Raw genomic sequence first — 24,881 nt, 5'->3', positions numbered from 1 at the left:
AACACCATGAAAAACAACCGCACTTTTTTAGAAAAATTATTGGATGGGGCTGAGGTTGAGTGGAAGCCACTGTCTTTAGTCTCAGAAATGCAACGCGGAAAAACAATAACTGCAAAATCTACAAATGAGGGAAAAATTCCTGTCATTAGTGGAGGGCAAAAACCAGCTTATTATCATAGCGAATCAAACCGTGACGGTAAGACTATTACGGTTGCTGGTAGCGGAGCTTATGCTGGCTATATAATGTACTGGGAAGAACCTATTTTTGTTAGTGATGCCTTTTCAATTAAAACAGATGAATCTTTATTACAAATAAAATACGTTTACCATTTTTTATTGCAAAATCAGCAAAAAATTTATGCAATGAAGAAAGGTTCTGGTGTTCCCCACGTTTATCCTAAAGATATCGGAACACTAACCATCCCCATCCCCCCACTCCCCGTCCAAACCAAAATCGTAAAAATTTTGGACGCATTGACAGCGCTTACCAGCGAGCTTACCAGCGAGCTTACCAGCGAGCTTATACTACGCCGGAAGCAGTATGAATACTATCGAGAAAAATTATTATCTTTTGATAGTTTAGAGCAATTAAATTCGGGGGGGGGGAAGAAGAAACTTATTGATGTATGTATCAATATCTTCTCTGGCAAAAATAAAGAGAGAAATGATAGCGGGCTGTATCCAATTTATGGATCAACTGGAATTATTGGGAAAACCAACAAAAAAGAATTTTCTAATGAACAAATTTTGGTTGCTCGTGTTGGTGCTAATGCTGGCTATGTTCATATCGCTAAAGGGGAATATGATGTTTCGGACAATACCTTAATTGTTCAAAATAATGAGAATATTGATCTTAAGTTTCTTTATCATACTTTGGTTAATATGAAGTTAAATCAATATGCAAAGGGTGCAGGGCAACCACTTATTACAGCTGGACAATTAAAATCAATGGAGATAAATGTTCCCTCACTCGAAGAACAACAATGCATCGTTTCAATCCTAGATAAATTTGAAACCTTAACCAATTCCATCACCGAAGGCTTACCTTTAGCGATTGAACAAAGCCAAAAGCGGTATGAGTATTATAGAGAATTGTTATTAAATTTTAATAACACGTAGGGTGGGCTTCAGCCCACCAATTAATCACAACAAACTGTGGGCTAAGCCCCCCTACAAATTCGAGAAGAAATAATGAATGACTTAATCATCTACAACACCGACGACGGTAAATCTCACGTTGCTTTATTGGTTGTCGAAAATGAGGCTTGGCTGACCCAAAATCAGCTTGCGGAACTTTTTGACACCTCTGTACAAAATATCGCCTTACATATAAAAAATATATTAGAAGACAATGAATTAGATGAAAATTCAGTTATCAAGGATTACTTGATAACTGCCCAAGATGGCAAGCAATATCAAGTAAAACATTATTCCCTTGATATGATTCTCGCCATCGGCTTTCGTGTGCGTAGCCCTCGTGGTGTACAGTTTCGCCGTTGGGCGAATACGCAATTACGTACTTATTTAGATAAAGGTTTTCTATTAGATAAAGAGAGGTTGAAAAATCCGCAAGGTCGATTTGATCATTTTGATGAATTACTGGAACAAATTCGTGAAATTCGAGCCAGTGAATTGCGGTTTTATCAAAAAGTACGAGAGTTATTTAAATTATCTAGTGACTACGATAAAACAGATAAAGTCACTCAAATGTTTTTTGCAGAAACACAAAATAAGTTGATCTATGCCATTACACAACAAACCGCTGCAGAACTCATTTGTACTCGTGCAAATGCTGAATTGCCTAATATGGGCCTCACCTCTTGGAAAGGTACTGTTGTACGTAAAGGGGATATTATTACCGCTAAAAACTATTTAACCCGTGATGAATTAGATTCCTTGAATCGTCTAGTGATGATCTTTTTAGAAAGTGCAGAATTACGCGTTAAAAACCGTCAAGATCTCACATTAAATTTCTGGCGTAATAATGTCGATAATTTAATTGAATTTAACGGTTTTCCGCTGCTTATCGGTAATGGAACCCGAACCGTAAAACAAATGGAAACCTTTACCAAAGAACAATATGCCTTATTTGATCAAGTCAGAAAACAGCAAAAACGCATACAGGCTGATAATGAAGATTTAGAAATTTTAGAAAACTGGCAAAAAGAGCTGAAAAAGTAAAAGAATTAAGGAACCACTCATGACCCAATACAAAACCATCGCTGAATCCAATAATTTTATCGTTTTAGATCAATATAATAAATTTGTGGAAGAGCCTAACGCTGGTTACCAAACGGAAGGGAGCCTTGAGCGTGAATTTATTCGTGATTTACAGGCGCAAGGTTATGAGTATTTACAAGGACTTAATCATCACGATGAACTGATTAAAAACTTACGTGTTCAATTACAACGGTTGAATAATATGGTTTTCTCCGATGCAGAATGGCGACGTTTTTTAGAAGAATATTTGGATAAACCGAGCGATAGTCTGATAGAGAAAACCCGCAAAATTCATGATGACTATATTTATGATTTTGTGTTTGATGATGGGCACATTCAGAATATTTATCTGCTAGATAAGAGAAATCTTGCCAATAACGCTGTGCAAGTTATCAATCAATTTGAACAAACCGGCAGCTATGACAATCGTTATGATGTGACAATTTTGGTGAATGGTTTACCGCTTGTACATATTGAATTAAAAAAACGTGGCGTGGCCATTCGTGAAGCCTTTAATCAAATTCACCGCTACAGCAAAGAAAGTTTCAATAAAGAAAATTCGCTCTTTAAATATATTCAGATTTTTGTCATTTCTAATGGCACGGACACCCGCTATTTTGCCAATACCACCAAACGCGATAAGAATAGCTATGACTTCACAATGAATTGGGCAACGGCAAAAAATACTCTGATTAAAGATTTAAAGGATTTTACAGCGACATTCCTACAAAAACATACTCTGCTCAATGTATTGGTAAATTACTGCGTGTTTGATGTTTCTGACACCCTATTGATTATGCGCCCATATCAAATTGCCGCTACCGAGCGTATTTTATGGAAAATTAAAAGTTCATATCTGGCGAAAAATTGGAGCAATAAAGAAAGCGGAGGCTATATTTGGCATACCACAGGCTCAGGCAAAACCCTCACCAGTTTTAAAGCCGCACGCCTTGCAACAGAATTAGACTTTATTGAAAAAGTATTCTTCGTAGTAGATAGAAAGGATTTGGACTATCAAACTATGAAAGAATACCAACGTTTTTCACCAGATAGCGTGAATGGTTCGGAAAGTACGGCAGGATTAAAACGCAATATCGAAAAAGACGACAATAAGATCATTGTTACTACCATTCAAAAACTCAATAATCTGATGAAATCGGAAGATAAATTGCCGATTTACGATAAGCAGGTCGTCTTTATCTTCGATGAATGTCATCGTTCTCAATTTGGTGAAGCGCAAAAAAATCTGACGAGAAAATTCAAAAAATACTATCAATTCGGTTTTACCGGTACGCCGATTTTCCCAAGTAACGCATTAGGTGCAGAAACCACGGCGAGTGTTTTTGGCATTGAACTTCACTCTTACATTATCACCGATGCGATTCGTGATGAAAAAGTGCTGAAATTTAAAGTGGATTACAACGATGTTCGCCCACAATTTAAAAGCATTGAAACCGAAAAAAATCTTGAAAAACTGACCACACTTGAGAAGAAACAAGCTTTTTTACACCCAGAACGTATCAAGCAAATTGCCCAATATGTTTTAGATAATTTCAAACAAAAGACTCATCGCTTTAATGCCGGTAACAATGGCTTCAATGCCATGTTTGCCGTAAGCAGTGTCGATGCGGCTAAAATCTATTACGAAACGTTCAAACGGTTGCAAAGTGCGGTCAAAAATCCACTTAAAATTGCAACAATTTTTTCCTTTGCCGCTAATGAAGAGCAAGATGCGATTGGCGATATTGTCGATGAAAGTTTTGAAGTGGATGCGATGAACTCCTCAGCCAAGGAATTTTTAAAATCTGCCATTGATGATTATAACGGCTATTTTGCCACCAATTATGATGTGGATGGTAAATCCTTCCAAAACTACTATCGTGATCTTGCTAAACGCGTTAAAAACAAAGAGGTGGATTTACTGATTGTTGTTGGAATGTTTTTAACTGGTTTTGATGCCCCAACCTTAAACACGTTATTTGTGGATAAAAACTTGCGTTACCATGGCTTGATTCAAGCTTATTCACGCACAAACCGCATTTATAACAGCACCAAAAGTTTTGGCAATATCGTCACTTTCCGTGATTTGGAACAAGATACCATTGATGCGATTACCCTTTTCGGTAAATCCAATACGCGCAATGTCGTTTTGGAAAAAAGTTACCAAGAATATATGGAAGGCTTTACCGATGCAGGTGTTGCCTGTCGTGGGTATTTAGACGTTATTGCAGAGTTACAAGAACGCTTCCCGGATCCAGATGTAATTCAAACGGAAAAAGACAAGAAAGATTTTGTGAAATTATTTGGTGAATATTTGCGAGTTGAAAATATTCTGCAAAACTACGATGAGTTCTCTGCTTTACAAGCATTTCAATCGCTCGATACCAACGATGCAAAAGCCGTTGAAGCCTTTAAAGAAAAATATTATTTAACGGATGAGGCTTTTGCTGAAATGCAACCTATTGATATGCCAAGCGAACGTAGCATTCAGAATTACCGTTCAACTTACAACGATATTCGGGATTGGCTCCGTCGTCAAAAAGATGGCGAGGAAAAAGCAAAATCGACCATTGATTGGGACGATGTGGTGTTTGAAGTGGATTTATTAAAATCCCAAGAAATCAATTTAGATTACATTTTAGAATTAATATTTGAGCACAATAAAAAAACTAAAAACAAATCTGAGCTTATTGATGAAATTCGTGCCATTATCCGCTCTAGCCTTGGAAATCGAGCGAAAGAAAGTTTGATTGTGGATTTTATTAATCAAACTGATTTAGATAACATTGCCGATAAAGCTGGCATTATTGAGTCATTCTTCCAATTTGCCCAAAAAGAGCAACAACAAGAAGCCAATGAATTGATAAATACCGAAGGACTTAATATTGAAGATGCCAAACGTTATATTAACGTGTCATTACAACGTGGATATGCAAGTGAACAAGGTACAGATTTAAATGAGGCGCTTCCTAAAATGAGCCCACTTAATCCACAATACCTCACTAAAAAACAGAGTGTTTTCCAAAAAATATCCGCATTTGTTGAAAAATTTAAAGGTATTGGGGGAAAAGTTTAAATTTAAGGGGTTGTCCTAGATAACGACTAAAAACTCTATTTAGGCTAAGATAGCCAAATGAGAAAAAGTCTCCTAAGTCAGCATAAACAAAATAAACTTATTGATCTATTTGTGGTAGATATGACAGCTCGAACCGCAATTGTGTTAGCAAATATAAATAAAGCCACTTTAGCTTATGTAAAGGACAAAAGCGCATCAAAAATAGTTTCAACATTATCTTCACTTTCTGTGGTATCGGTATTTTAGTAAAAAAGATACGATGGTTGGTTCAGCATACGGATACCAATGGTAATCAAATAACAATAATAAATCTCTAAAGTAAGTGAAGCGCCCGGCAAATGCTGGGCGCTTTTTTATCCGCAATATGTTAAAGAAATGATAGTTCATGATAAAATTTGGGAATAAGGCTTAGATAAAACTTGGAGTAATATAAATGAGCAAAATTTTAGCCGTGAAAGCCGCCAAAGCGAGCGTGCTCACATTATCTGATGGTAAACAAATTACAACGGCTATTCGTAAACATTCGGTATCGCACATTCGGGTTGAGCGTTTGGGCCCTGTTGGGGATGAAGTCGCGAACGTTAAACATCATGGTGGGGTTGATAAAGCTATTTTTTTCAATGGGCAGAAAAGTTTAGAAAAACTGACCGCACTTTTGGCTTTATCGTATGATTATTTACAAGATTCACGTTTTGGTGAAAATTTTGTGGTGTCTGATTTGGATGAAAATAATGTTTGTATTGGTGATCAGTTTCGTATTGGCGAAGCGTTAATTGAAGTTTGCCAACCTCGCAAGCCGTGTAATACGTTATCTCAAAATACGAACGTACCAGAAACACGAAAAGTGGTGGTGGAAACGGGGTTGGTGGGATGGTATGCGCGTGTATTAGAGGCAGGTGAAATTCATCAAGATGATGAACTAGTATTGGTTAAGCGTCCTTATCCAGCATTAACTGTGATGGCAGTGCATGAACTGCTTTCAAAACCAGCCAATACTTTAAATAAAACCTTTTTAGAACAAACCTTACAGTGCAATGTGTTAGCGGAGGGTTATAAAATCACTTTGCGTAAGCAAGCAGATAAACTGGCTCAAGATTCTTCACAAAGTGCCTTTTTTAATACACCTGAATTTTAATGAGGGTAGAAAGTCAGGCAAAGTTTAAATTTATGCTATAATTTTTCCATCATTCAATTTTCAATAAAGGATAAATCATGAAAAAATGGTTGTTAGTGGTCGCGGCTGCATTGGTTGTTTCAGCTTGTGCGAATAAAGATGTATATTTTAATGGGGCGGAAGGTTCGCATTCTGGAATCAAATTTGATAAAAACACACGTCATTGGGGAATGAATCCATAAAGTGCGGTAGGTTTTAGTCCTATTTTCATTCATAAAAAATAAGCGCTGGTTTCCCAGCGCTTATTTTTATTTGCATTTATTATTTATATTGAACCGCAATATCGCTTTCGCTGACGCTATCACCATAAACTGGCAATAATGTTTTTTCATAGGCTTGTTTTAATACGCCTTCTTTAGAAAGTTTTACAATTTCAGTATTTAACCAATTGAGTAAATCTGGCGCATCTTTGCGTACTGCTGGGGCAATAACATCTTGATCGCCAAAACTTTTTACGCCTACTGTGTAGCCTGGATTTTGTTTTGCCCAAGCAAATAAGAAGGTGTTGTCATTAGAAAGTGCATCACCACGTCCGTCACGTAATGCTTCAAAGGTTTCGGTATTTTGTTCAAATTTAAGTAATTTGATGTTGGGATAATTTTTGGTAAAGAAAATATCCGCGGTAGTCCCTTTATCCACAATCAGGGTTTTATCTTTTAATTGTTCAAGGTTTGTGATGACTTCACCATTTTTAGACACCACGCCAAGTGCAACTTTCATATAAGGGTTCGCAAAATCGACCACTTCTTTACGTGCTGCGGTGACAGTAAAATTCGCTAGAATAATATCTACTTTTTTGGAAAGTAAATATTCAGCGCGATTTGCCGCATCTACAAGCACAAATTCCACTTTATTTTCATCGCCTAATAGATCCTTCGTAATCGCTTTACCGATTTCTACATCAAACCCTTGGCTTTTTCCCTGGGCATCCACATAGCCAAATGGCGGTTTATCACTGAATACGCCAATGCGTACTTTGCCTGCTTGTTTGATTTGTTCAATTGCAGAAGCTTGTTTCGTTTCTTTGACCTGTTCTTTATCGTTACAGGCCGATAATCCAAAAGCAAGTGCTGCCGTGGCAAAAAGTGCGGTTAATTTTTTAAATGTTTTCTTCATAGTTTGTCCCTCTTGGTTCATAGTTTAAGATGTTTAAGAATGTTTTCGCCCGATCCGTGGTCGGATTCGTAAAGAAATCTTCAGGCTTGGCTTGTTCGATGATTTGACCTTTATCCATAAATACAATGCGATGTGCAACTTGACGTGCAAAATTCATTTCATGTGTCACAATCAACATTGTCATGCCATCTTTGGCTAGACCTAAAATAACATCGAGTACTTCGCGTACCATTTCTGGATCCAATGCAGCGGTCACTTCATCAAATAGAATAATTTCAGGATTCATACATAGGGTACGCACAATGGCTATGCGTTGCTTTTGACCACCTGAAAGCTCGCGTGGATAGGCATTTTTACGCTCATATAATCCCACTCGTTTGAGTAATTCATCTGCTTGTTTTTCTGCTTCAGCACGATCGCGTTTTTGTACTTTTAATGGTCCAAGTAGAATGTTGTCGATCACTGATAAATGAGCAAATAATTCATAACTTTGAAACACCATACCAATACGTTGGCGCGCTTTTACCCAACTGATGTCTTTGCCAAGTATGCCTGCATTTTGCAGTAATAATTGACCGCTCTTTATTGGTTCTAAGCCATTTAGTGTGCGTAAAAAAGTGCTTTTCCCACAGCCAGATGGCCCTAAAATTACGACAACTTCCCCTTTTTCAACAGAAAGACTTATTCCTTTTAACGCTTCTACATCGCCATAATTTTTAACAAGATTTTTGATTTCTAATAATGCCATTTTGGTTCCTTAATTTTCCCAACGCGCTTCTAAATAACGAGAAAATAATGAAAGTGGATAACAAATTACAAAATATAAACAGAAAATTACACCGTATATCCAAAGGGCAGCGGACTGATTAGTGAAAAGAGAATGTTCAATAATTTGTTGGCCAACTTTGATAACTTCAACCACACCAATTAACATGGCAAGTGAACTGGTTTTTATCATACGTGTGAATAAGTTAATCATACTTGGTGTCACTCGTTTTAGGCTTTGAGGAAGTAAAATATAAATGAACGTTTGCAAGGGCGTTAAGCCTAGGGCGTAAGCCGATTCAATTTGGTGCTTTTCAATGGAGGTGAGCGCACCACGCACGAGATCCCCCATTTCTGCAGTTTCCCAAAAAATAAAGACAAGAATACAGACGGTGACACTATCTAAATGGATATCAAACCATTTTGCTAATCCAAAATAGGCAAGAAACAACAACACTAATAATGGAATAAGGCGTATAAATTCAAGATAAAAGCCTGTAATTGCTTTGATAATTTTATTTTTACTTGTCATCAGTACGCCTAAAATAATCCCGAAGAAGCAAGCAAAAAATACTGAAATAAATGCAATTTCAGCGGTAATCCAAAGCCCATGGAGTAAGCGGTTTAATTGGTTACCTTGGAATAATAATTCAAGCCCCATATTTTGCTCTCCGAGTACGTTTTTCTAAATAGCGAATCAAAATTGACATCGGTAATAAAATAATTAGATAAAATACAACCAATAAAAATAAGGACTCATTTGTTTTGTAATCCATACCAATGATTTCTTTTGCAATAAACATTAATTCTGCGACAGCAACTGCGCTGATAACGGAGGTTTCTTTCATTAAAAATAAACAGTTTGCTCCAATAGCTGGTATAGAAATGGCAAAGGCTTGAGGTAAAATCACATAGCGGAAAGCTTGAAAAGGTGTTAAACCGATGCTGAGTGCAGATTCTATTTGCCCTTTTGAGACTGCTTCTAATCCCCCGCGAATGGCCTCAGCCATATAGCTCCCACCTAAAAAAGCCAATCCAATTACACCACAAGTGAACCCATCTAATTTAATGCCAACTTTAGATAAGCCGAAATAAAGGAAAAACACTTGAATTAAAAGTGGGGTATTACGAGAAAGCTCAATGTAGCTTTTAACTAGCCAACTTAATGATTTTACTTGGTAAGTACTTATCACTGCACAAATAGTGCCGATAATCAGCGAAAGTAAGATTCCCAAAAAGGAGAGAGCAAGTGTCATTAATGTTGCATCTACAAATCGCGGAAAAACGTTAATGATATAATCCCAGTTCATTTTCTTTTTATGCAAGCATTGTTTGTAAAAAGATAATAAAAGAGATTTTTTATGTTGAGAAAGAATTGAAATGAATGATTTATAGCGAAATGGAATAAGATGAGATAAAGAAAATGCGGTGAAAAGTCACCGCACTTATTTATTATTCTACTTTCACAATCCAGCCTTCAGGCGCTTCGACATCACCGAACTGGATGCCTGTGAGCTCTTCATAAAGGCGACGTGTTATTGGGCCAACTTCAGTTTCAGAATAGAACACATGGAATTTGCCTTTATGTTGGATTCCTCCAACTGGTGAAATGACTGCTGCAGTACCACAGGCACCAGCTTCAGCAAATTGATCTAGCTGATCGATATAAACATCGCCTTCAATTGCTTCCATACCTAAACGCTCTTTTGCGATATGTAAAAGAGAGTATTTGGTGATACTAGGTAAAATAGATTCTGATTTTGGTGTGATGAATTTATTGTCTTTTGTGATCCCAAAGAAGTTTGCCGCACCGACTTCTTCAATTTTAGTGTGAGTCTTTGGATCTAAATAAATGGCATCAGCAAATTTACGTTCTGGCGTACCTTGTTCTGCCGCTAATACGTGTGGAAGAAGGCTTGCAGCGTAGTTACCACCCACTTTTACGCCACCGGTTCCCATAGGCGCTGCACGATCGTATTCGGTGGTAATAAAGTTAGATGGTGTTAAACCACCTTTGAAATAGGCACCAACTGGGCAGCAGAATACAGAGAAAATAAATTCTGGCGCAGCTTTTACACCAATATTTTCACCCACACCAATTAAGAATGGGCGTAAGTATAGAGTTGCACCAGAACCGTAAGGTCCGACCCATTCTTCGTTTGCTTTCACTACTTCTTTACATGCATGGATGAATAATTCTGTTGGCACTTGTGGCATGAGTAAACGATCTGAAGTATGCTGCATGCGTTTTGCATTTTCTTGCGGGCGGAATAAGTTGATTGAGCCGTCTTTGCAACGGTAAGCTTTTAAGCCTTCAAAGCATTGTTGACCATAGTGCAATGCGGTAGAACCTTCGTGAATATGCAACGTATTGTCTGTGGTGAGTTTGCCTTCGTCCCATTTTCCATCTTTCCAGTGAGCGATGAAACGGTAATCTGTTTTGATATAACTAAAACCAAGGTTATTCCAGTCTAAGTCTTTCATTTTGCTTCCTTAATTTATTTTTATGAATGAAATGGGGGTTAATCTACATCATTATTATGGGAATTTGAATCTTAAATTTTCAAAATTGGTTAATTTTTAGAAAATTAACTAATAATTGTGAAATTTGTGAAGTCGATCAGAAAATCAAGATGTAACTGTGATAGAATCAGGAAGAAAAAAACGCCACTCAAGAAGAGTAGCGTTTAACCAATAAGGTTTAAATATACAGGAAGTAAATGAGTAACTTGATTTTGTTACTCAAGTTCGGTTACCCGAACTATATGCAAACACAACATCATACTTAAGTCCGAAACTCATTAACTAGTAAGGAATTACCAATCATTAAGTATGGTTGTATTGTAAGGAAAAAGGGTAGGAAAGGACAAATGACGTTTTTTTATTTGAAGTATTAGAAAAACTAATCCGAATTAAATCTTGTCTATTATAGACAAAAATTTTATGAATGGAAATACTTATGTATAAACGTTTGCCACCGTTGAATTCGCTAAAAGCTTTTGAGTCAGCTGCTCGCTATTTAAGTTTTACTAAAGCGGCAGATGAGCTTTGTGTGACACAAGCAGCAGTTAGTCATCAAATTAAATTATTAGAAGAGTTCTTAGGAATTGAATTATTTAAGCGAAAGAATCGTTCTTTAGAATTAACAGAGCTTGGAAAAGCTTATTTTGTTGATATTAACAAAATTCTGCGCCGCTTAAATGAAGCTACAGAGCGATTATTAACGTTAAAAACGGATCCTCATTTAAATATTAGCGTACCACAAACTTTTGGTATCCAATGGCTCGTGCCACATTTAAGTGAATTTAATCAGCTTTATCCGCAAATTGAGGTTCGTTTAACTGGTGTGGATCAAGATGAAGGCTTGTTAAATAAAGAAATTGATCTTGCTATTTATTATGGTTTGGGTAATTGGCAGAATCTTCAAGTGGATCGTCTTGGCGGAGAAAATTTATTGATTTTAGCCTCGCCCGAATTGCTAGCGGAAAATCCAATTATTCAGCCTGAAGATTTAAAAAAACACACATTAATTCATATTCATACGCGTGATAATTGGCAAGTGATGGCAAATCATTTACAGTTAGATGATTTAAATATTCAGCAAGGGCCGTTATTTAGCCATACATTTATGGCATTACAGGCGGCTATTCATGGGCAAGGCATTGTATTAGCTAATCGCTTATTAGCCTTGCAAGAAATTGAAAATGGCTCATTAAAAGTGGTATTGCCAACCAATTTGCCTGATCCAAAATCATTTTATGTGGTCAATCATCTTGATCGCCTTGATGACCAAAAAATTCAAGCATTCCGTCAGTGGATTATTAACTCAATTAAGCAAGAAGAAAATGAATAAACTCGCATTATATTGTCGCCCAGGTTTTGAGAAAGAAGTCGCCGCAGAGATCACCGATCAAGCAAGTAATTTAGGTGTATTTGGTTTTACACGAGTACAAGATAATTCGGGCTATGTCATTTTTGAATGTTATCAACCTGATGAGGCAGATCGCCTTGCTCGAGACATTCCTTTTAACCGTTTGATTTTTGCTCGTCAGATGATGGTTATTTCCGATTTATTGGAAGATTTAGATCCCGCTGATCGTATTAGTCCCATTGTGGCGGCGTTTGAAGAATTATCGCAACAAGTTAATTTTGCTCAATCTAGTGAGCTTTTTGTTGAAACTGCAGACACAAATGAAGCGAAAGAGCTTTCCACTTTTTGTCGTAAATTTACCGTTCCTTTACGTCAGGCATTGAAAAAACAAGGTTGGCTTTCGGCAAAGGCGACTCAAAAGTGCGGTCAATTTTTACATTGTTTTTTTGTAAAACCGAATTGCTGCTATGTGGGATATTCTTATGTGGGTAATCATTCCCCCCATTTTATGGGAATCCCTCGTTTAAAATTTCCAGCAGATGCGCCGAGCCGCTCTACGTTAAAACTCGAAGAAGCTATTTTGACTTTTATTCCGCGTAAAGAAGAGAATAAACATTTAAATGAAAATATGATTGGCGTTGATTTAGGGGCTTGTCCTGGCGGTTGGACGTATCAATTAGTCAAACGCGGTTTATTTGTTTATGCAGTTGATCACGGAAAAATGGCGGCGAGTTTGCATGATACGGGGCGCATTGAACATTGCGCGGAAGATGGATTTAAATTTCAGCCTCCCAAAAAGAAAAAAGTGGATTGGTTAGTCTGTGATATGGTGGAACAACCAAGCCGTATTTCGTTATTGATTGGTAAATGGTTGTTGAATGGTTGGTGCCGAGAAACGATCTTCAATTTAAAATTACCCATGAAAAAACGTTATCAAGAAGTGATATTATGTTTAGAAAACTTGGCTGTGATGTTGGCTGAGCAGAATTTAAATTTTGATATTCAAGCAAAACATTTATATCACGATCGTGAAGAAATCACGGTACATATAGCATTAAAACCTTGAGTGAATTGTTTTCATAACCCAAAAGGACGTCGCGAATGAATTTACACGAATACCAAGCAAAACAACTATTTGAGCATTATGGATTACCCGTAAAAAATGGGGCAGTCTGTCAATCTGTTGATGAAGTAGATTTGGTACTGGCTCAACTTTCAGGCGATAAGTGGGCGGCGAAATGCCAAGTTCATGCGGGTGGGCGTGGTAAAGCGGGTGGCGTTAAATTAGTGCACGATGTAGAGGAAGCAAGATCTTTTGCAGAAAAATGGCTAGGACAACGTTTAGTCACTTTTCAAACGGATAAATCGGGTCAGCCAGTAAATCAGATTTATTTTGAAGAAACTTGCGATATTGATAAAGAATTTTACTTAAGTGCCGTTGTTGATCGGGCCTCTCAAAAAGTGGTGTTTATTGCTTCCTCTGCGGGTGGAATGAATATTGAAGAAGTCGCGCAAAATTCACCGCACTTGCTCCACAAAGTCACAATTGATCCTTTATTTGGAGGATTGCCTTATCAAGGGCGTGAATTAGCGTTTAAATTAGGATTAAGTGGTGCGCAAAACAAACAGTTTACCGATATTTTTATGGGATTATCTCAGTTGTTTCTAGAAAAAGATCTATCTTTAGTGGAAGTCAATCCGCTTGTTCTAACTAAACAAGGCAATTTGGTTTGTCTCGATGCCAAAATATCAGTTGATGATAACGCTTTATTTCGTCATAAAGATTTATTGGCACTGCAAGATTTAACTCAAAATGATGCTCGTGAAGCAGAAGCTGAAAAATTCCAGTTAAACTATGTGGCTTTAGAGGGCGACATTGGTTGTATGGTAAACGGGGCAGGGCTTGCAATGGGAACAATGGATATTGTGAAACTCTATGGTGGGAAGCCTGCGAATTTTCTTGATGTCGGTGGTGGTGCAACGAAAGAGCGGGTTGCTGAAGCGTTTAAAATCATTTTAACCGATCCTTCAGTGAAGGTAATTTTAGTAAATATTTTTGGTGGCATTGTTCGTTGTGATTTGATTGCTGAAGGCGTGATTGCTGCAGTAAATGAAGTGGGCGTGAGAGTGCCTGTGGTTGTGCGATTAGAAGGAACAAATGCTGAAATCGGTCGCCAAATTTTAGCGGAAAGCGACGTTAATATTCTTACCGCACACAGTTTACAACAAGCCGCAGAATTAGCTGTGAATGCAGCAAAAGGAGAACACTAATGGCGATTTTAATTGATAAAAATACCAAAGTGATTTGCCAAGGTTTTACTGGTGGACAAGGGACTTTTCATTCTGAACAAGCATTAGCCTACGGAACACAATTAGTTGGTGGCGTATCGCCAAATAAAGGTGGAAGCACTCATCTTGGTTTGCCTGTATTTAATACAGTTCGGGAAGCTGTCGAAAATACGGGGGCAACAGCGACAGTCATTTATGTGCCAGCACCATTTTGTAAAGATGCCATAATTGAAGCCATTGATGCAGGAATTAAGTTAATTGTCTGTATTACTGAGGGCATTCCTACATTGGATATGCTTAAGGTGAAACAAAAATTAAATGAAACAGGCGTTGTAATGATTGGGCCAAATTGCCCAGGTGTGATTACGCCTGATGAGTGTAAAATCGGCATCATGCCCGGACACATACATAAAAAAGGCAAAGTGAGTATTGTTTCTCGTTCTGGTACTTTAACGTATGAAGCGGTAAAACAAACTACAGATGAAGGTTTTGGGCAATCGACTTGTGTGGGTATCGGTGGCGATCCTATTCCAGGTTCTAGTTTTATTGATATTCTCGAAAGATTTCAACAAGATCCTGAAACAGAAGCTATTGTGATGATTGGCGAGATCGGCGGTTCCGCAGAGGAAGACGCGGCAACCTTCATCAAAGATAATGTCACTAAACCCGTGGTAGCCTATATTGCGGGTATCACTGCGCCAAAAGGTAAACGGATGGGACATGCTGGTGCCATTATTAGTGGCGGAAAAGGTACTGCCGCAGAAAAAATTACAACGCTTGAAGCCGCAGGTGTGACCTGTGTAAAAAGTCTCGCTGAAATTGGTGCAGCCTTGAGAAAGGTATTAAAATAATTTCAGAAAATTAACCGCACTTTGGTTTGACAAGGCGTAGATTGACTCTCTACGCCTTTATTTTTATATGCTCGCCATTATAAAGTGAGCGCAAAACTGCTATAATCAGCGCATATTTTTTAAGGAAGAAGCACATGAGCCAATTTTTTTATATCCACTCTGAAAATCCACAAGCGCGCTTGATTAATCAAGCCGTAGAGATTTTACAAAAAGGCGGTGTGGTTGTGTATCCGACGGATTCTGGATATGCCTTGGGTTGTATGATGGGTGATAAACATGCAATGGATCGCATTGTAGCAATTCGTAAATTGCCTGAAGGACATAATTTTACGTTGGTGTGTAGTGATTTATCGGAGCTTTCAACTTACGCAACGGTGAGTAATACCGCTTATCGTTTGATTAAAAATAATACGCCTGGGCGTTATACTTTTATTCTTACTGCAACGAAAGAATTACCGCGCCGTTTAATGACATCAAAACGTAAAACCATTGGTTTACGCGTACCAGATAATAAGATTGCTTTAGATTTACTTTCAGCCTTAGGTGAGCCGATTTTATCTTGTTCGTTAATGTTGCCAGGTGAAGAACATACCACGCAATCTGAGCCTGAGGAAATTCGAGATCGTTTGGAGCACCAAGTCGATTTAATTATTCATGGTGGATATTTAGGACAAGAGCCTACAACAGTGGTGGATTTAACGGAAGAATCGCCAGTGATTTTGCGCGAAGGAAGTGGAAGTACTGCTCCTTTTATTTAACTTATAGACGCTTGTGAAAGCGACCTTTCCATTATTTAAGGAAAACAATGAAACCTAGTCAAAAACAAACTCAAAAACAACCGCACTTTTCCAAAGATTCAGCAAAGAAAAGTGATTTTTCAGCTAAAAATGATGGACGTTCAGTGTCTCGTACTGCTCGCGTAGAAACGGCAAATACGAAAAAAAGTGCGGTTAATTCTGACAATAAATTTTTATCTAAGCCAAAAGCGAAACCTGTTGTAAAAGTTTCGAATCAACCTAAAGCAGAGGGCGAAAAATTACAGAAAGTTTTAGCGCGTGCTGGACAAGGCTCTCGTCGTGAAATTGAAACGATGATTGCCGCTGGCCGAGTGAGCGTAGAGGGGAAAATTGCGACTTTAGGCGATCGTATTGACGTACATTCTGGCGTGAAAGTGCGTATTGATGGCCAAATCATTAATCTTAGCCACGCACAGAAAGAAATTTGCCGTGTGTTAATGTATTACAAACCTGAAGGTGAACTTTGTACTCGTAGTGACCCAGAAGGGCGCGCAACCGTGTTTGATCGTTTGCCGCGTTTAACGGGCTCTCGTTGGATTGCAGTGGGGCGTTTAGATATTAATACATCGGGTTTGTTGCTTTTCACTACTGATGGTGAATTAGCAAATCGCTTAATGCACCCAAGTCGTGAAGTTGAACGTGAATATTCTGTGCGTGTATTTGGTCAAGTGGATGATGCAATGTTAGCGCGTTTACGTAAAGGCGTTCAGCTTGAAGATGGCCCTGCTAATTTTAAAGAAATTAAATTTACAGGCGGTGTGGGTATTAACCAATGGTATGACGTAACTTTGATGGAAGGGCGTAACCGTGAGGTTCGCCGTTTGTGGGAATCACAAGGGATTCAAGTCAGCCGCTTGATTCGTATTCGTTACGGCAATATCAAACTGATGAAAGGTTTACCTCGTGGTGGCTGGGAAGAAATGGATCTTGAAAACGTCAATTACTTGCGTGAACTTGTGGGATTACCGGCTGAAACCGAAACGAAATTAGATATTACACAGCCACGTCGTCGTCCAAAATCAGGACAAATTCGTAAAGCGGTAAAACGTTATTCTGAACTTAGCAAACGTTATAAAAAATAAGGACTTTTTTTATGAAAATGCAGCAACTGCGGTATATTGTTGAGATTGTAAATCAACATTTGAGTGTCACAGAAGCCGCGAATGCGCTTTATACCTCTCAGCCCGGTATAAGTAAGCAAGTGCGTCTGTTAGAGGATGAACTTGGACTTGAGATTTTTGAGCGAAATGGCAAACATATTAAGGCAGTAACACCTGCTGGTAAGAAAATTGTTGCCATTGCGCGTGAATTATTAGTGAAAGCCCAGGGTATTCGTGCGGTAGCAGATGAATATACGCAACCTAATCATGGGGTACTACGTATTGCGACAACGAATACGCAGGCTCGTTATATGCTACCTGCAGTTGTTGAACGTTTTTCTAAACAATATCCAGATGTGAGTTTACATATTCATCAAGGTTCACCAACACAAATTCACGATGCGTTAATGTCCGGTGAGGTGGATCTGGCGATTACAACTGAAGCGCCACATTTGTATGATGATTTAATTCAATTACCTTGTTATTGGTGGAACCGTTCCGTTATTGTAAAACCAGATCACCCTTTAGTTAATGCAGAAAAACTAACGATTGAAGCACTAGGAAAATATCCTCTTGTTACTTACACCTTTGGTTTTACAGGCGTATCCGATCTAGATTATGCTTTTAATAGCGCAGGAATATTGCCTAATATTGTATTTACAGCTACTGATGCGGATGTCATTAAGACCTATGTGCGCTTAGGATTAGGTGTGGGTATTATGGCATCAATGGCGCATACTGAGCTTGATAAAGATCTTATTGCAATTGATGCGAGTCATTTATTTCGTGCCAGTATGACAAATATTGCTTTTAAACATAGTACGTTTTTACGTAATTATATGTATGATTTTATGGAATATTTTTCGCCACACTTAACGCGTCCTGTTGTTGAAAAGGCGGAACATTTGCGTGATAACAATGCCGTGAAGCGATTATTTGAAGGCATTGAATTAGAAGTGAAATAATTTTATTTATATGGTGTAAAGTGCGGTTGAAATTTAATAAGAATTTCAACCGCACTTTTTTATACTAAAAATAGAACTGGAATAAGGTTCATCACACCAACTGTCGAGATGGAAAGCAATAATCTTGATGCGCCAAAAATAAAACCACGATTAGTGCCATTATCAACTTTTACTAATAAGTTTGCCATCGCCGTGAGGGCATATACTTCAATGACGGTAAAAATGACGAGATAGGCATAGGCGGAAAATACGGAAAGATAACGTAAGGTGATAAACCAAGGCACGATAATTCCAATAGCCAACAGAGGCGAAACCCATGCCGTTTGTTTGATTGTTAAATTAATTTTTCGGGAAAAATAGCTTTGTAATAGCACGGTGAGTAAGCCATTACCAAATAATGCTATCGGCGAATGTTCAGGCATGCCAAGTTTATTGTTAAATAAAAATGGGAAAATGACAAAGAAAGAGCTCGCAATGGCAAGAGGTAAAAATAGCATTAAATGCACCATGAGAAATTCTTTTGTAATAATTTCTTTGATTTGAGTAAAACGAAACTTCACCAACGTTTGTAAGGTTTGAATTTGATAGAAAGGCTTCACCATTAAGGCGAATAATACGGCTTCCATTGAAAAACAGACCCAAATGAGCAAGTCGATATGTTCGTATTTAATAAATGGAATGACTAAAAGCGGCGCAAACATGGATGACATGGAGGTCACTTTTAGGTATTTTCCTTGCAAGCGCGTTTTTTCTTTGTATTCATCCCCAGCCAACACAAGTAAGCAGGCTTTGGCGTTGGTTCCAAATAAGCAACTACCTAAACCAAAACAAGTGGTCGCAATAAGGAGCAATAAATAATTATCTGCTGCGAGAAAGAAAATATAAGCTATTACATCTAAAAAACAGCCGAGCAACATCATTTTGGCTAAACCATAACGATCGCCCCAAATACCAGCAAGAATGGAAAGGGCTTGGTTTGAGAAAAAGAGCAGTGATAAGGAAAAGGCGATTTCGCTGTTGCTCAATCCTTTACTTTGTAGATAAATCAGAAATACCGTTTGCACAGAAAAAAATGCAAGGGTGGAAAAGAAACGCCGAGTAAGTAAAAGTTTTTGTAAATTCATAGAGTCAAATGATAAAAAAGAAAAGCACGCATTGAATAACGCGCGCCATGAGTTTTATAAGTGCGGTTAAAATTGATATTAAAATTTTACCGCACTTGAAAGATTAAAACAGATCGTGATATTTCACTAAATCTTTACGCTGAATAGCAAATACGCCTAGTCCGCCATTTTTAAGTTCTACCCATTCAAATGGTACATCTGGATATTGCTCAATTAAGCTCACCATGCTATTGCCCACTTCACACACCAACAAGCCATTTTCAGTTAAGTAATCTGGCGCTTGTTTTAAAATTTGTTTGGTAATGTTTAAGCCATCATGGCCAGAACCTAAGGCTAACTCTGGTTCAAAATGGAATTCTTCCGGCATATCGGCGAGATCTTCTTCGTCCACATAAGGTGGATTGGTCACGATAAGATCGTATTTTTGTCCCAAAATATTTTCAAATAAGTTTGATTGAATCGGGAATACGCGATGTTCTAATTGATGGCGTGAAATATTGATCTCCGCGACATTAAGTGCATCAACCGATAAATCGACAGCATCCACTTCTGCATTCGGGAAAGCATAAGCACAAGCAATGGCAATACAGCCACTGCCTGTGCACAGATCGAGAATATGACTCGGTTCTTGTGAAATTAAATCTTCAAAGCGTTCTTGAATTAAAGCACTAATTGGAGAACGCGGAATAATAGTTCGTTCATCGACATAAAATTCATGACCGCAGAACCAAGCACTATTTGTTAAATATGCCACTGGTACGCGTTGTTCGATTCGGGTTAATACAAGTTGAACTAGGGTTTCTTTTTCAGATGGGGTTAATCGACTGTTAAATAATTCAGTAGGTAAATCAATGGGTAAATGTAAGCCACTTAAAACGAGTTGCAGGCTTTCATCCCAAGGATTATCGTGCCCTTGCCCGAAGTAAATATCAGAACGATTGAGAATGCTATACGTCCAACGCAGAAAATCTTGGATGGTTTGCAGTTCGTTTGCAACATTATCTTCCAAGATAGTTGCAACTAATTCTTGGTTATGTGAGGTTTCCATCGCATTTCTCCATAAAAGTGAGTAGAAAAGTTAGCATAAAATTCGGTATGAAAATTTGGCGTAGTTATACCACAGATGAGAATGTAGAACTATGATATGATACGCAAAATTTGAAATTAATGAGAAAAAATGCAAGACGAATTTGATTTATTCCGTGCGGAAACCAAAGGCATTAAGCCAATGAAACAAGATACTTTTGTTGTCCCCCGCCAAAAACGTGATCAGAAAAAAATAGAATTAAAAGAATTACGAGCGAAAGAAGATACATTGTTCTATTTTTCTGATGAATATGAGCCGTTACTGAATGAGCATGATGGTGTTGTGAAATATTTACGTGATGGGGAGGATTCCCATTTATTAAAACAACTTCGTCGTGGAGATTTTTCGCCAGAATTGTTTTTAGATTTGCACGGTTTAACCCGTGAACAAGCTAAGCAAGAATTAGCCGCGCTTTTACTGGCTTGTGAAAATGAACATATTGATTGTGCCAGCATTATGACGGGCTATGGCACCTTTACATTGAAAAAACAAATTCCACGTTGGCTAGTACAACATCCTAAAGTGCGGGCATTACATCAAGCGCCAAGAGAATGGGGCGGTGAGGCGGCAATTTTGATTTTAGTGGATGTGTAAAATATTAAGAAAATTGACCGCTCTTTTATCATATCCCCTAGTTTTTGCAAATAGGGGATATTTTAATTAGCTAATGTAAGTTATAGCACAGCCAAAGCCGCATCATAATTCGGCTCATTTTTAATTTCAGAGACTAATTCGCTGTGTATGACATTATTATTTTCATCAAGAATAATGACTGCACGCGCAGTTAATCCTGCAATTGGACCTGTAGTGATATTAACGCCTAACGTATCATGTACGGATTTATGGCGGAAGGTTGATAGTGTTTGTACATTTTCAATTCCTTCAGCACCGCAAAAGCGTGCTTGTGCAAAAGGGAGATCTGCTGAAATACAGAGTACGACAGTATTTTCTAATGTGGCTGCTCGTTGATTAAATACTCGTACAGACGTTGCACATACACCGGTATCAATACTTGGGAAAATATTAAGAACTTTACGCTTACCAGAAAAATCCCCTAAACTTACATCAGCTAGATCTTTATTTGTAAAGTGCACGTTTTCTACTTTTTCGCCTTTTTGTGGGAAATGGCCTTTTACTTCAATGGGATTACCCATCATTGTTACTTTTGTCATAAAAGCTCCTATTTTATGAGAGGGAGATGTAGCACCTTAGAAAGTGCGGTGAAAAATCGATCATTTTCTTCTGGTAAACCAATACTTATACGAAGATGATTTGGCATTCCATAGCCTGCTATTGGACGAACAATCACACCTTCATGCAATAAGGCATCATAAATTGGTGCGGCAGGTTGTTTAAAATTAATCGTAATAAAATTTCCTTTTGAAGGAATATATTCTAAGTTGTGCTTTTGGCAGAATGTTTCATAGCGAATCATTTCTGAGCGGTTATTTTCCGCCACTTTTTCAACAAAATGATCATCATTCATCACGGCAACTGCTGCCGTTAATGCTAATGCATTACAGTTAAAAGGTTGACGAACACGATTTAATAAATCGGCAATTTCGGGATTAGATACTGCGTAACCGATACGTAATCCAGCCAATCCATAAGCTTTAGAAAGTGAGCGAGAAACAATAAGATTAGGGTATTTTTTTAAAAGACTAAAAGAATCTATGCGTTCTTCTTTTTGGGTAAATTCTGTGTAAGCCTCATCTAACACAACAATGACAGTTGCAGGAATCTGCGCTAAAAAAGCATCGATTTCTTGCTCAGTTAAAAAGTTACCTGTTGGATTGTTTGGATTCGCAATATAAATAAGCTTCGTTTTATCAGAAAGAGCGGCTAAAAATCCGTTTAAATCATGTCCCCAATTTTTAGCAGGAATTTCTTTTGCTACTGCATTAATTGCTTTAGTGACTAGTGGATACACAATAAAGGCATATTGTGAATAAATGATTTCATCATGTTCACTAGCAAAAGTATGGGCAAAGAGTTCCAATAAATCATTTGATCCGTTTCCAAGCGTAATTTGGTTAGGTTGAACACCAAATTTTTGAGCAATAGTTTGTTTGAGTTCAAAACCATTGGCATCGGGATAACGTGTGAGTTGATTTAGTTGTGCATTTATAGCGCGTTTAGCACTTTCGGGAAAGCCAAATGGATTTTCATTTGAGGCGAGTTTAATAATATTTGAAATGCCGAGCTCACGTTCGAGTTCTTCTATTGGCTTTCCTGCTTGGTAAGGTGAAAGGGATTTCACCCCTTGATTGGCGATGTTAATGTACTGCATTGTTTTTATACGTTTTTTTATTCATATTGTGGATATTATAGAAACAGGCGTTAAGCCTGTTCTGATTAGCTATTTTCTGCTTCAAATTTTTTCATAAATTTAATCAGCGCTTCTACCCCTTCTAATGGCATGGCGTTGTAAATAGATGCACGCATTCCTCCAAGGACTTTGTGTCCTTTTAATGCTTGTAAGCCTGCTGCAGTTGATTCAGCTACAAATTTCGCATCGAGTTCAGCATTACCGGTGATAAAAGTCACATTCATAGTTGAGCGATTTTCTTTTGCAACAACATTTCTATATAGTTTGCTTGAATCAATGTAATTATAAAGCGTTTGTGCTTTTAATGTGTTGCGTTTAGCAATAATGTCTAAGCCACCTATTGATTGAATATGTTTAAATACTAGAGAACATAAATACCATGCAAAGGTTGGTGGCGTATTTATCATTGAATCGGCATCACGCTGCACCGCATAGTTCCAAATAGAGGGTGTGTCTTTGCGGGCATGACCGATTAAATCATCACGAATAATGACTAATGTAATCCCTGCTGGGCCAAGATTTTTTTGTGCACCGGCATAAATCACCCCAAATTTGCTGATATCAATTTGGCGAGAGAGGATATTTGATGACATATCTGCAACTAATACAGCATCTCCTATTTTAGGAATATCAAAAATTTCAACTCCACTAATAGTTTCATTCGGACAATAGTGAACATAGTCATATTTTTCCGCAATATTACTAAAATCGAGTTGAGTAATACACGTTTTGCCTCCGTTTTCTACAATTGTAATTTCATCAATTTCTCCGAAATTACGCGCTTCTTTTGCTGCTGTGGCAGACCAATGTCCACTATTTAAATAAAGTGCTTTCCCTTTTTTCCCGATTAAATTCATTGGGATTGCGGCAAATTGACCACGCGCACCACCTTGTAAGAAAAGGATACGGTAGTTATCAGGAATATGATAAATATTACGCAAATCTTTTTCAGCTTGAGTGATAAGCTCCATAAAGTATTTGCCACGATGACTGACTTCCATGACAGATACCCCTTGATCAAGCCAATTTGTGAGCTCACTTTGTGCTTTATGAAGAACTTCTGGGAAAATCATTGCAGGACCTGCACTAAAATTAAAGACTTGTGACATTGTGTTTCCTTATTTTTATGAATGATATTGGTCTCTTTTTATCACTACAAAAGCGGATAATCAACGCTTTTTAAATAAATCCATCAATTTTGGGGAATGTTGTTAAAAGTTATTGGTAAGGTTTTGACGAATAGATGAAAAAAAGCTAAATTAGTGAAGTTCACTTTGTCTATTTAAAAGAGAGTAATTATGGAAAATGTAAATAAGCAATCTTTCCAGGATGTGTTGGAGTATGTCCGAATGTATCGTTTAAAGAATAAGATTAAACGTGATATGGAAGACAACAACCGTAAAATTCGTGATAACCAAAAACGAGTATTATTGTTAGATAATTTGAATCAATATATTCGTGATGATATGAGCATTGAAGAAGTGCGCGGAATTATTGAAAGTATGCGAGATGATTATGAAGGACGAGTGGATGATTACACTATTCGTAATGCAGAGCTTTCAAAGCAGCGTCGAGAAACAAGTGCTAAGATGAAAGAACAGAAAAAAGCACATGCTGAATTGATGAAATCAGGTGGAATGGCTTAAATGATAAACCGATTCTGAATAAGAATCGGTTTATTTTTTTATTAAGCTTTTTTCAAAAACTCAGATTTAAGCATAATTTTGCCACAATCTACGTTGTGATCGCCATTAACTAGGCGAATATTTTTGAATTTTGTTCCTTTTTTCAATACTTCTGATGAGCCTTTTAATTTTAGATCTTTAATGAGTAGCACATCATCACCATCGGTAAGTAAATTACCATTACTATCTTTGACGATGCGTTGATCATCATCAGTTTCAATTTGTTCATTACTATTCCATTCATTACCACAATCAGGGCATACAAAATTAACCGTGTCGTGATAAACGTATTCACTTTGGCATTTTGGACAAGCAGGCATTTGATCCATTGGGTTTTCCTTCTTGGTTAGCATATAATAGGCGCGCGAGTATAGCAAAAAATGTCAAGTTCGCCAAAATAAACAAAGGTGGGCTTTTTTTCGATAAAGTTTT

25 protein-coding genes and 1 pseudogene are annotated in these 24,881 nt (G+C 37.7%); 15 read left to right on the top strand and 11 right to left on the bottom strand.

The window, feature by feature from the left end; all coding sequences use genetic code 11:
• Positions 1–6 precede the first annotated feature (6 nt).
• From LIX50_RS03900 to LIX50_RS03875, 6 genes and pseudogenes are all read left to right on the top strand, one after another.
• The gene (locus tag LIX50_RS03900) at positions 7–1,119 is read left to right on the top strand and encodes a restriction endonuclease subunit S (RefSeq protein ID WP_048953775.1); all 1,113 of its coding nucleotides are present in this window, start codon (positions 7–9) and stop codon (positions 1,117–1,119) included.
• A gap of 72 nt (positions 1,120–1,191) precedes the next feature.
• A complete protein-coding gene (locus tag LIX50_RS03895; protein ID WP_048953774.1) occupies positions 1,192–2,181 on the top strand; it encodes a virulence RhuM family protein in 990 nt (329 codons plus the stop codon).
• A 19-nt stretch (positions 2,182–2,200) separates the two neighbouring features.
• A complete protein-coding gene (locus LIX50_RS03890; protein WP_048953773.1) occupies positions 2,201–5,296 on the top strand; it encodes a type I restriction endonuclease subunit R in 3,096 nt (1,031 codons plus the stop codon).
• 57 nt (positions 5,297–5,353) lie between these two features.
• A pseudogene (locus LIX50_RS03885) lies at positions 5,354–5,473 on the top strand (IS1595 family transposase); the annotation flags it as partial.
• Positions 5,474–5,729: 256 nt separating this feature from the next.
• Positions 5,730–6,431 (top strand): MOSC domain-containing protein, encoded by a 702-nt coding sequence (locus LIX50_RS03880; RefSeq protein ID WP_048953771.1) that lies wholly within the window; start codon positions 5,730–5,732, stop codon positions 6,429–6,431.
• Positions 6,432–6,508: 77 nt separating this feature from the next.
• A complete protein-coding gene (locus LIX50_RS03875) occupies positions 6,509–6,652 on the top strand; it encodes a hypothetical protein (RefSeq protein ID WP_048953769.1) in 144 nt (47 codons plus the stop codon).
• 79 nt (positions 6,653–6,731) lie between these two features.
• Here LIX50_RS03875 and LIX50_RS03870 read toward each other — a convergent pair whose 3' ends face one another.
• From LIX50_RS03870 to LIX50_RS03850, 5 genes are all read right to left on the bottom strand, one after another.
• The gene (locus tag LIX50_RS03870; protein WP_048953767.1) at positions 6,732–7,586 is read right to left on the bottom strand and encodes a cysteine ABC transporter substrate-binding protein; all 855 of its coding nucleotides are present in this window, start codon (positions 7,584–7,586) and stop codon (positions 6,732–6,734) included.
• Positions 7,570–8,334, bottom strand: coding sequence for an amino acid ABC transporter ATP-binding protein (locus tag LIX50_RS03865; RefSeq protein WP_046939250.1), 765 nt, complete (start codon positions 8,332–8,334; stop codon positions 7,570–7,572). The genes LIX50_RS03870 and LIX50_RS03865 overlap by 17 nt, the downstream gene beginning before the upstream one ends.
• 9 nt (positions 8,335–8,343) lie before the next feature.
• Entirely contained in the window at positions 8,344–9,012 is a 669-nt protein-coding gene (locus LIX50_RS03860; RefSeq protein ID WP_226385897.1) for an amino acid ABC transporter permease, read from the bottom strand.
• Entirely contained in the window at positions 9,002–9,661 is a 660-nt protein-coding gene (locus tag LIX50_RS03855) for an amino acid ABC transporter permease (RefSeq protein ID WP_226385896.1), read from the bottom strand. Before LIX50_RS03855 ends, LIX50_RS03860 begins: the two co-directional genes overlap by 11 nt.
• Before the next feature lie 142 nt (positions 9,662–9,803).
• Positions 9,804–10,835, bottom strand: a complete 1,032-nt coding sequence (locus LIX50_RS03850; protein WP_048953761.1) for a branched-chain amino acid aminotransferase — start codon at positions 10,833–10,835, stop codon at positions 9,804–9,806.
• Positions 10,836–11,310: 475 nt separating this feature from the next.
• On the opposite strand from LIX50_RS03850, the gene LIX50_RS03845 reads away from it, so the two are divergent.
• The 7 genes from LIX50_RS03845 to cysB all read left to right on the top strand — a co-directional run bounded on the left by LIX50_RS03845 (position 11,311) and on the right by cysB (position 18,224).
• Positions 11,311–12,204: a transcriptional regulator GcvA gene (locus LIX50_RS03845; protein WP_005638709.1), complete on the top strand. Its 894-nt coding sequence runs from the start codon at positions 11,311–11,313 to the stop codon at positions 12,202–12,204.
• Positions 12,197–13,288 carry a 23S rRNA (cytidine(2498)-2'-O)-methyltransferase RlmM gene (gene rlmM, locus LIX50_RS03840; protein WP_048953759.1) on the top strand — a complete coding sequence of 364 codons (1,092 nt, stop codon included), beginning with the start codon at positions 12,197–12,199 and terminating at the stop codon, positions 13,286–13,288. Before LIX50_RS03845 ends, rlmM begins: the two co-directional genes overlap by 8 nt.
• Before the next feature lie 35 nt (positions 13,289–13,323).
• On the top strand, positions 13,324–14,493 hold the full coding sequence (gene sucC, locus LIX50_RS03835) for an ADP-forming succinate--CoA ligase subunit beta (RefSeq protein ID WP_048953758.1): 1,170 nt from the start codon (positions 13,324–13,326) through the stop codon (positions 14,491–14,493).
• Positions 14,493–15,362: a succinate--CoA ligase subunit alpha gene (gene sucD, locus LIX50_RS03830; RefSeq protein ID WP_226385895.1), complete on the top strand. Its 870-nt coding sequence runs from the start codon at positions 14,493–14,495 to the stop codon at positions 15,360–15,362. The genes sucC and sucD overlap by 1 nt, the downstream gene beginning before the upstream one ends.
• Positions 15,363–15,496: 134 nt before the next feature.
• Positions 15,497–16,120, top strand: a complete 624-nt coding sequence (locus LIX50_RS03825) for an L-threonylcarbamoyladenylate synthase (RefSeq protein WP_048953756.1) — start codon at positions 15,497–15,499, stop codon at positions 16,118–16,120.
• Between the two features lie 47 nt (positions 16,121–16,167).
• On the top strand, positions 16,168–17,241 hold the full coding sequence (gene rluB / locus LIX50_RS03820) for a 23S rRNA pseudouridine(2605) synthase RluB (RefSeq protein ID WP_048953754.1): 1,074 nt from the start codon (positions 16,168–16,170) through the stop codon (positions 17,239–17,241).
• Between the two features lie 11 nt (positions 17,242–17,252).
• Positions 17,253–18,224 (top strand): HTH-type transcriptional regulator CysB, encoded by a 972-nt coding sequence (gene cysB, locus LIX50_RS03815; RefSeq protein ID WP_048953752.1) that lies wholly within the window; start codon positions 17,253–17,255, stop codon positions 18,222–18,224.
• Positions 18,225–18,283: 59 nt separating this feature from the next.
• On the opposite strand, the gene LIX50_RS03810 is transcribed toward cysB, so the two are convergent.
• Together LIX50_RS03810 and prmB are read right to left on the bottom strand one after the other, a co-directional pair.
• Complete coding sequence (locus LIX50_RS03810; RefSeq protein WP_048953749.1) at positions 18,284–19,348, bottom strand: MFS transporter; 1,065 nt, start codon at positions 19,346–19,348, stop codon at positions 18,284–18,286.
• A 103-nt stretch (positions 19,349–19,451) separates the two neighbouring features.
• A complete protein-coding gene (gene prmB, locus LIX50_RS03805) occupies positions 19,452–20,396 on the bottom strand; it encodes a 50S ribosomal protein L3 N(5)-glutamine methyltransferase (RefSeq protein WP_048953747.1) in 945 nt (314 codons plus the stop codon).
• A gap of 129 nt (positions 20,397–20,525) precedes the next feature.
• Here prmB and smrB point away from each other — a divergent pair, with 129 nt between their 5' ends.
• Positions 20,526–21,029 (top strand): endonuclease SmrB, encoded by a 504-nt coding sequence (smrB, locus tag LIX50_RS03800; protein WP_048953745.1) that lies wholly within the window; start codon positions 20,526–20,528, stop codon positions 21,027–21,029.
• An 80-nt stretch (positions 21,030–21,109) separates the two neighbouring features.
• Here smrB and tpx read toward each other — a convergent pair whose 3' ends face one another.
• The 3 genes from tpx to serC all read right to left on the bottom strand — a co-directional run bounded on the left by tpx (position 21,110) and on the right by serC (position 23,873).
• Entirely contained in the window at positions 21,110–21,607 is a 498-nt protein-coding gene (gene tpx / locus LIX50_RS03795; protein WP_048953743.1) for a thiol peroxidase, read from the bottom strand.
• 8 nt (positions 21,608–21,615) lie between these two features.
• Positions 21,616–22,725 (bottom strand): histidinol-phosphate transaminase, encoded by a 1,110-nt coding sequence (gene hisC / locus LIX50_RS03790; protein WP_048953741.1) that lies wholly within the window; start codon positions 22,723–22,725, stop codon positions 21,616–21,618.
• 65 nt (positions 22,726–22,790) lie between these two features.
• The gene (serC, locus tag LIX50_RS03785; RefSeq protein WP_048953739.1) at positions 22,791–23,873 is read right to left on the bottom strand and encodes a 3-phosphoserine/phosphohydroxythreonine transaminase; all 1,083 of its coding nucleotides are present in this window, start codon (positions 23,871–23,873) and stop codon (positions 22,791–22,793) included.
• Between the two features lie 189 nt (positions 23,874–24,062).
• Between serC and LIX50_RS03780 the strand changes: the two genes are divergently transcribed.
• Positions 24,063–24,410 carry a DUF496 family protein gene (locus LIX50_RS03780; RefSeq protein WP_048953738.1) on the top strand — a complete coding sequence of 116 codons (348 nt, stop codon included), beginning with the start codon at positions 24,063–24,065 and terminating at the stop codon, positions 24,408–24,410.
• Positions 24,411–24,451: 41 nt separating this feature from the next.
• Here LIX50_RS03780 and LIX50_RS03775 read toward each other — a convergent pair whose 3' ends face one another.
• On the bottom strand, positions 24,452–24,778 hold the full coding sequence (locus LIX50_RS03775; RefSeq protein WP_048953736.1) for a zinc ribbon domain-containing protein YjdM: 327 nt from the start codon (positions 24,776–24,778) through the stop codon (positions 24,452–24,454).
• Positions 24,779–24,881: the final 103 nt, after the last annotated feature.

The organism is Haemophilus sp. Marseille-P9675 (assembly GCF_916862695.1).
Taxonomy (GTDB): domain Bacteria; phylum Pseudomonadota; class Gammaproteobacteria; order Enterobacterales; family Pasteurellaceae; genus Haemophilus; species Haemophilus haemolyticus_K.
The sequence above is the reverse complement of the archived record's forward strand: the minus strand, read 5'-3'. Positions and strand labels throughout refer to the sequence as shown.

Coding starts and splice junctions, on each gene's coding strand:
- smrB (WP_048953745.1), top strand. CDS start 20,526: ATGCAAGACGAATTTGATTTATTCCGTGCGGAAACCAAAGGCATTAAG.
- rlmM (WP_048953759.1), top strand. CDS start 12,197: ATGAATAAACTCGCATTATATTGTCGCCCAGGTTTTGAGAAAGAAGTC.
- serC (WP_048953739.1), bottom strand. CDS start 23,873: ATGTCACAAGTCTTTAATTTTAGTGCAGGTCCTGCAATGATTTTCCCA.
- sucD (WP_226385895.1), top strand. CDS start 14,493: ATGGCGATTTTAATTGATAAAAATACCAAAGTGATTTGCCAAGGTTTT.
- LIX50_RS03895 (WP_048953774.1), top strand. CDS start 1,192: ATGAATGACTTAATCATCTACAACACCGACGACGGTAAATCTCACGTT.
- prmB (WP_048953747.1), bottom strand. CDS start 20,396: ATGGAAACCTCACATAACCAAGAATTAGTTGCAACTATCTTGGAAGAT.
- rluB (WP_048953754.1), top strand. CDS start 16,168: ATGAAACCTAGTCAAAAACAAACTCAAAAACAACCGCACTTTTCCAAA.
- LIX50_RS03890 (WP_048953773.1), top strand. CDS start 2,201: ATGACCCAATACAAAACCATCGCTGAATCCAATAATTTTATCGTTTTA.
- LIX50_RS03870 (WP_048953767.1), bottom strand. CDS start 7,586: ATGAAGAAAACATTTAAAAAATTAACCGCACTTTTTGCCACGGCAGCA.
- LIX50_RS03875 (WP_048953769.1), top strand. CDS start 6,509: ATGAAAAAATGGTTGTTAGTGGTCGCGGCTGCATTGGTTGTTTCAGCT.
- LIX50_RS03845 (WP_005638709.1), top strand. CDS start 11,311: ATGTATAAACGTTTGCCACCGTTGAATTCGCTAAAAGCTTTTGAGTCA.
- LIX50_RS03810 (WP_048953749.1), bottom strand. CDS start 19,348: ATGAATTTACAAAAACTTTTACTTACTCGGCGTTTCTTTTCCACCCTT.
- LIX50_RS03850 (WP_048953761.1), bottom strand. CDS start 10,835: ATGAAAGACTTAGACTGGAATAACCTTGGTTTTAGTTATATCAAAACA.
- hisC (WP_048953741.1), bottom strand. CDS start 22,725: ATGCAGTACATTAACATCGCCAATCAAGGGGTGAAATCCCTTTCACCT.
- LIX50_RS03825 (WP_048953756.1), top strand. CDS start 15,497: ATGAGCCAATTTTTTTATATCCACTCTGAAAATCCACAAGCGCGCTTG.
- LIX50_RS03900 (WP_048953775.1), top strand. CDS start 7: ATGAAAAACAACCGCACTTTTTTAGAAAAATTATTGGATGGGGCTGAG.
- LIX50_RS03860 (WP_226385897.1), bottom strand. CDS start 9,012: ATGGGGCTTGAATTATTATTCCAAGGTAACCAATTAAACCGCTTACTC.
- LIX50_RS03865 (WP_046939250.1), bottom strand. CDS start 8,334: ATGGCATTATTAGAAATCAAAAATCTTGTTAAAAATTATGGCGATGTA.
- cysB (WP_048953752.1), top strand. CDS start 17,253: ATGAAAATGCAGCAACTGCGGTATATTGTTGAGATTGTAAATCAACAT.
- sucC (WP_048953758.1), top strand. CDS start 13,324: ATGAATTTACACGAATACCAAGCAAAACAACTATTTGAGCATTATGGA.
- LIX50_RS03855 (WP_226385896.1), bottom strand. CDS start 9,661: ATGAACTGGGATTATATCATTAACGTTTTTCCGCGATTTGTAGATGCA.
- LIX50_RS03880 (WP_048953771.1), top strand. CDS start 5,730: ATGAGCAAAATTTTAGCCGTGAAAGCCGCCAAAGCGAGCGTGCTCACA.
- LIX50_RS03775 (WP_048953736.1), bottom strand. CDS start 24,778: ATGGATCAAATGCCTGCTTGTCCAAAATGCCAAAGTGAATACGTTTAT.
- LIX50_RS03780 (WP_048953738.1), top strand. CDS start 24,063: ATGGAAAATGTAAATAAGCAATCTTTCCAGGATGTGTTGGAGTATGTC.
- tpx (WP_048953743.1), bottom strand. CDS start 21,607: ATGACAAAAGTAACAATGATGGGTAATCCCATTGAAGTAAAAGGCCAT.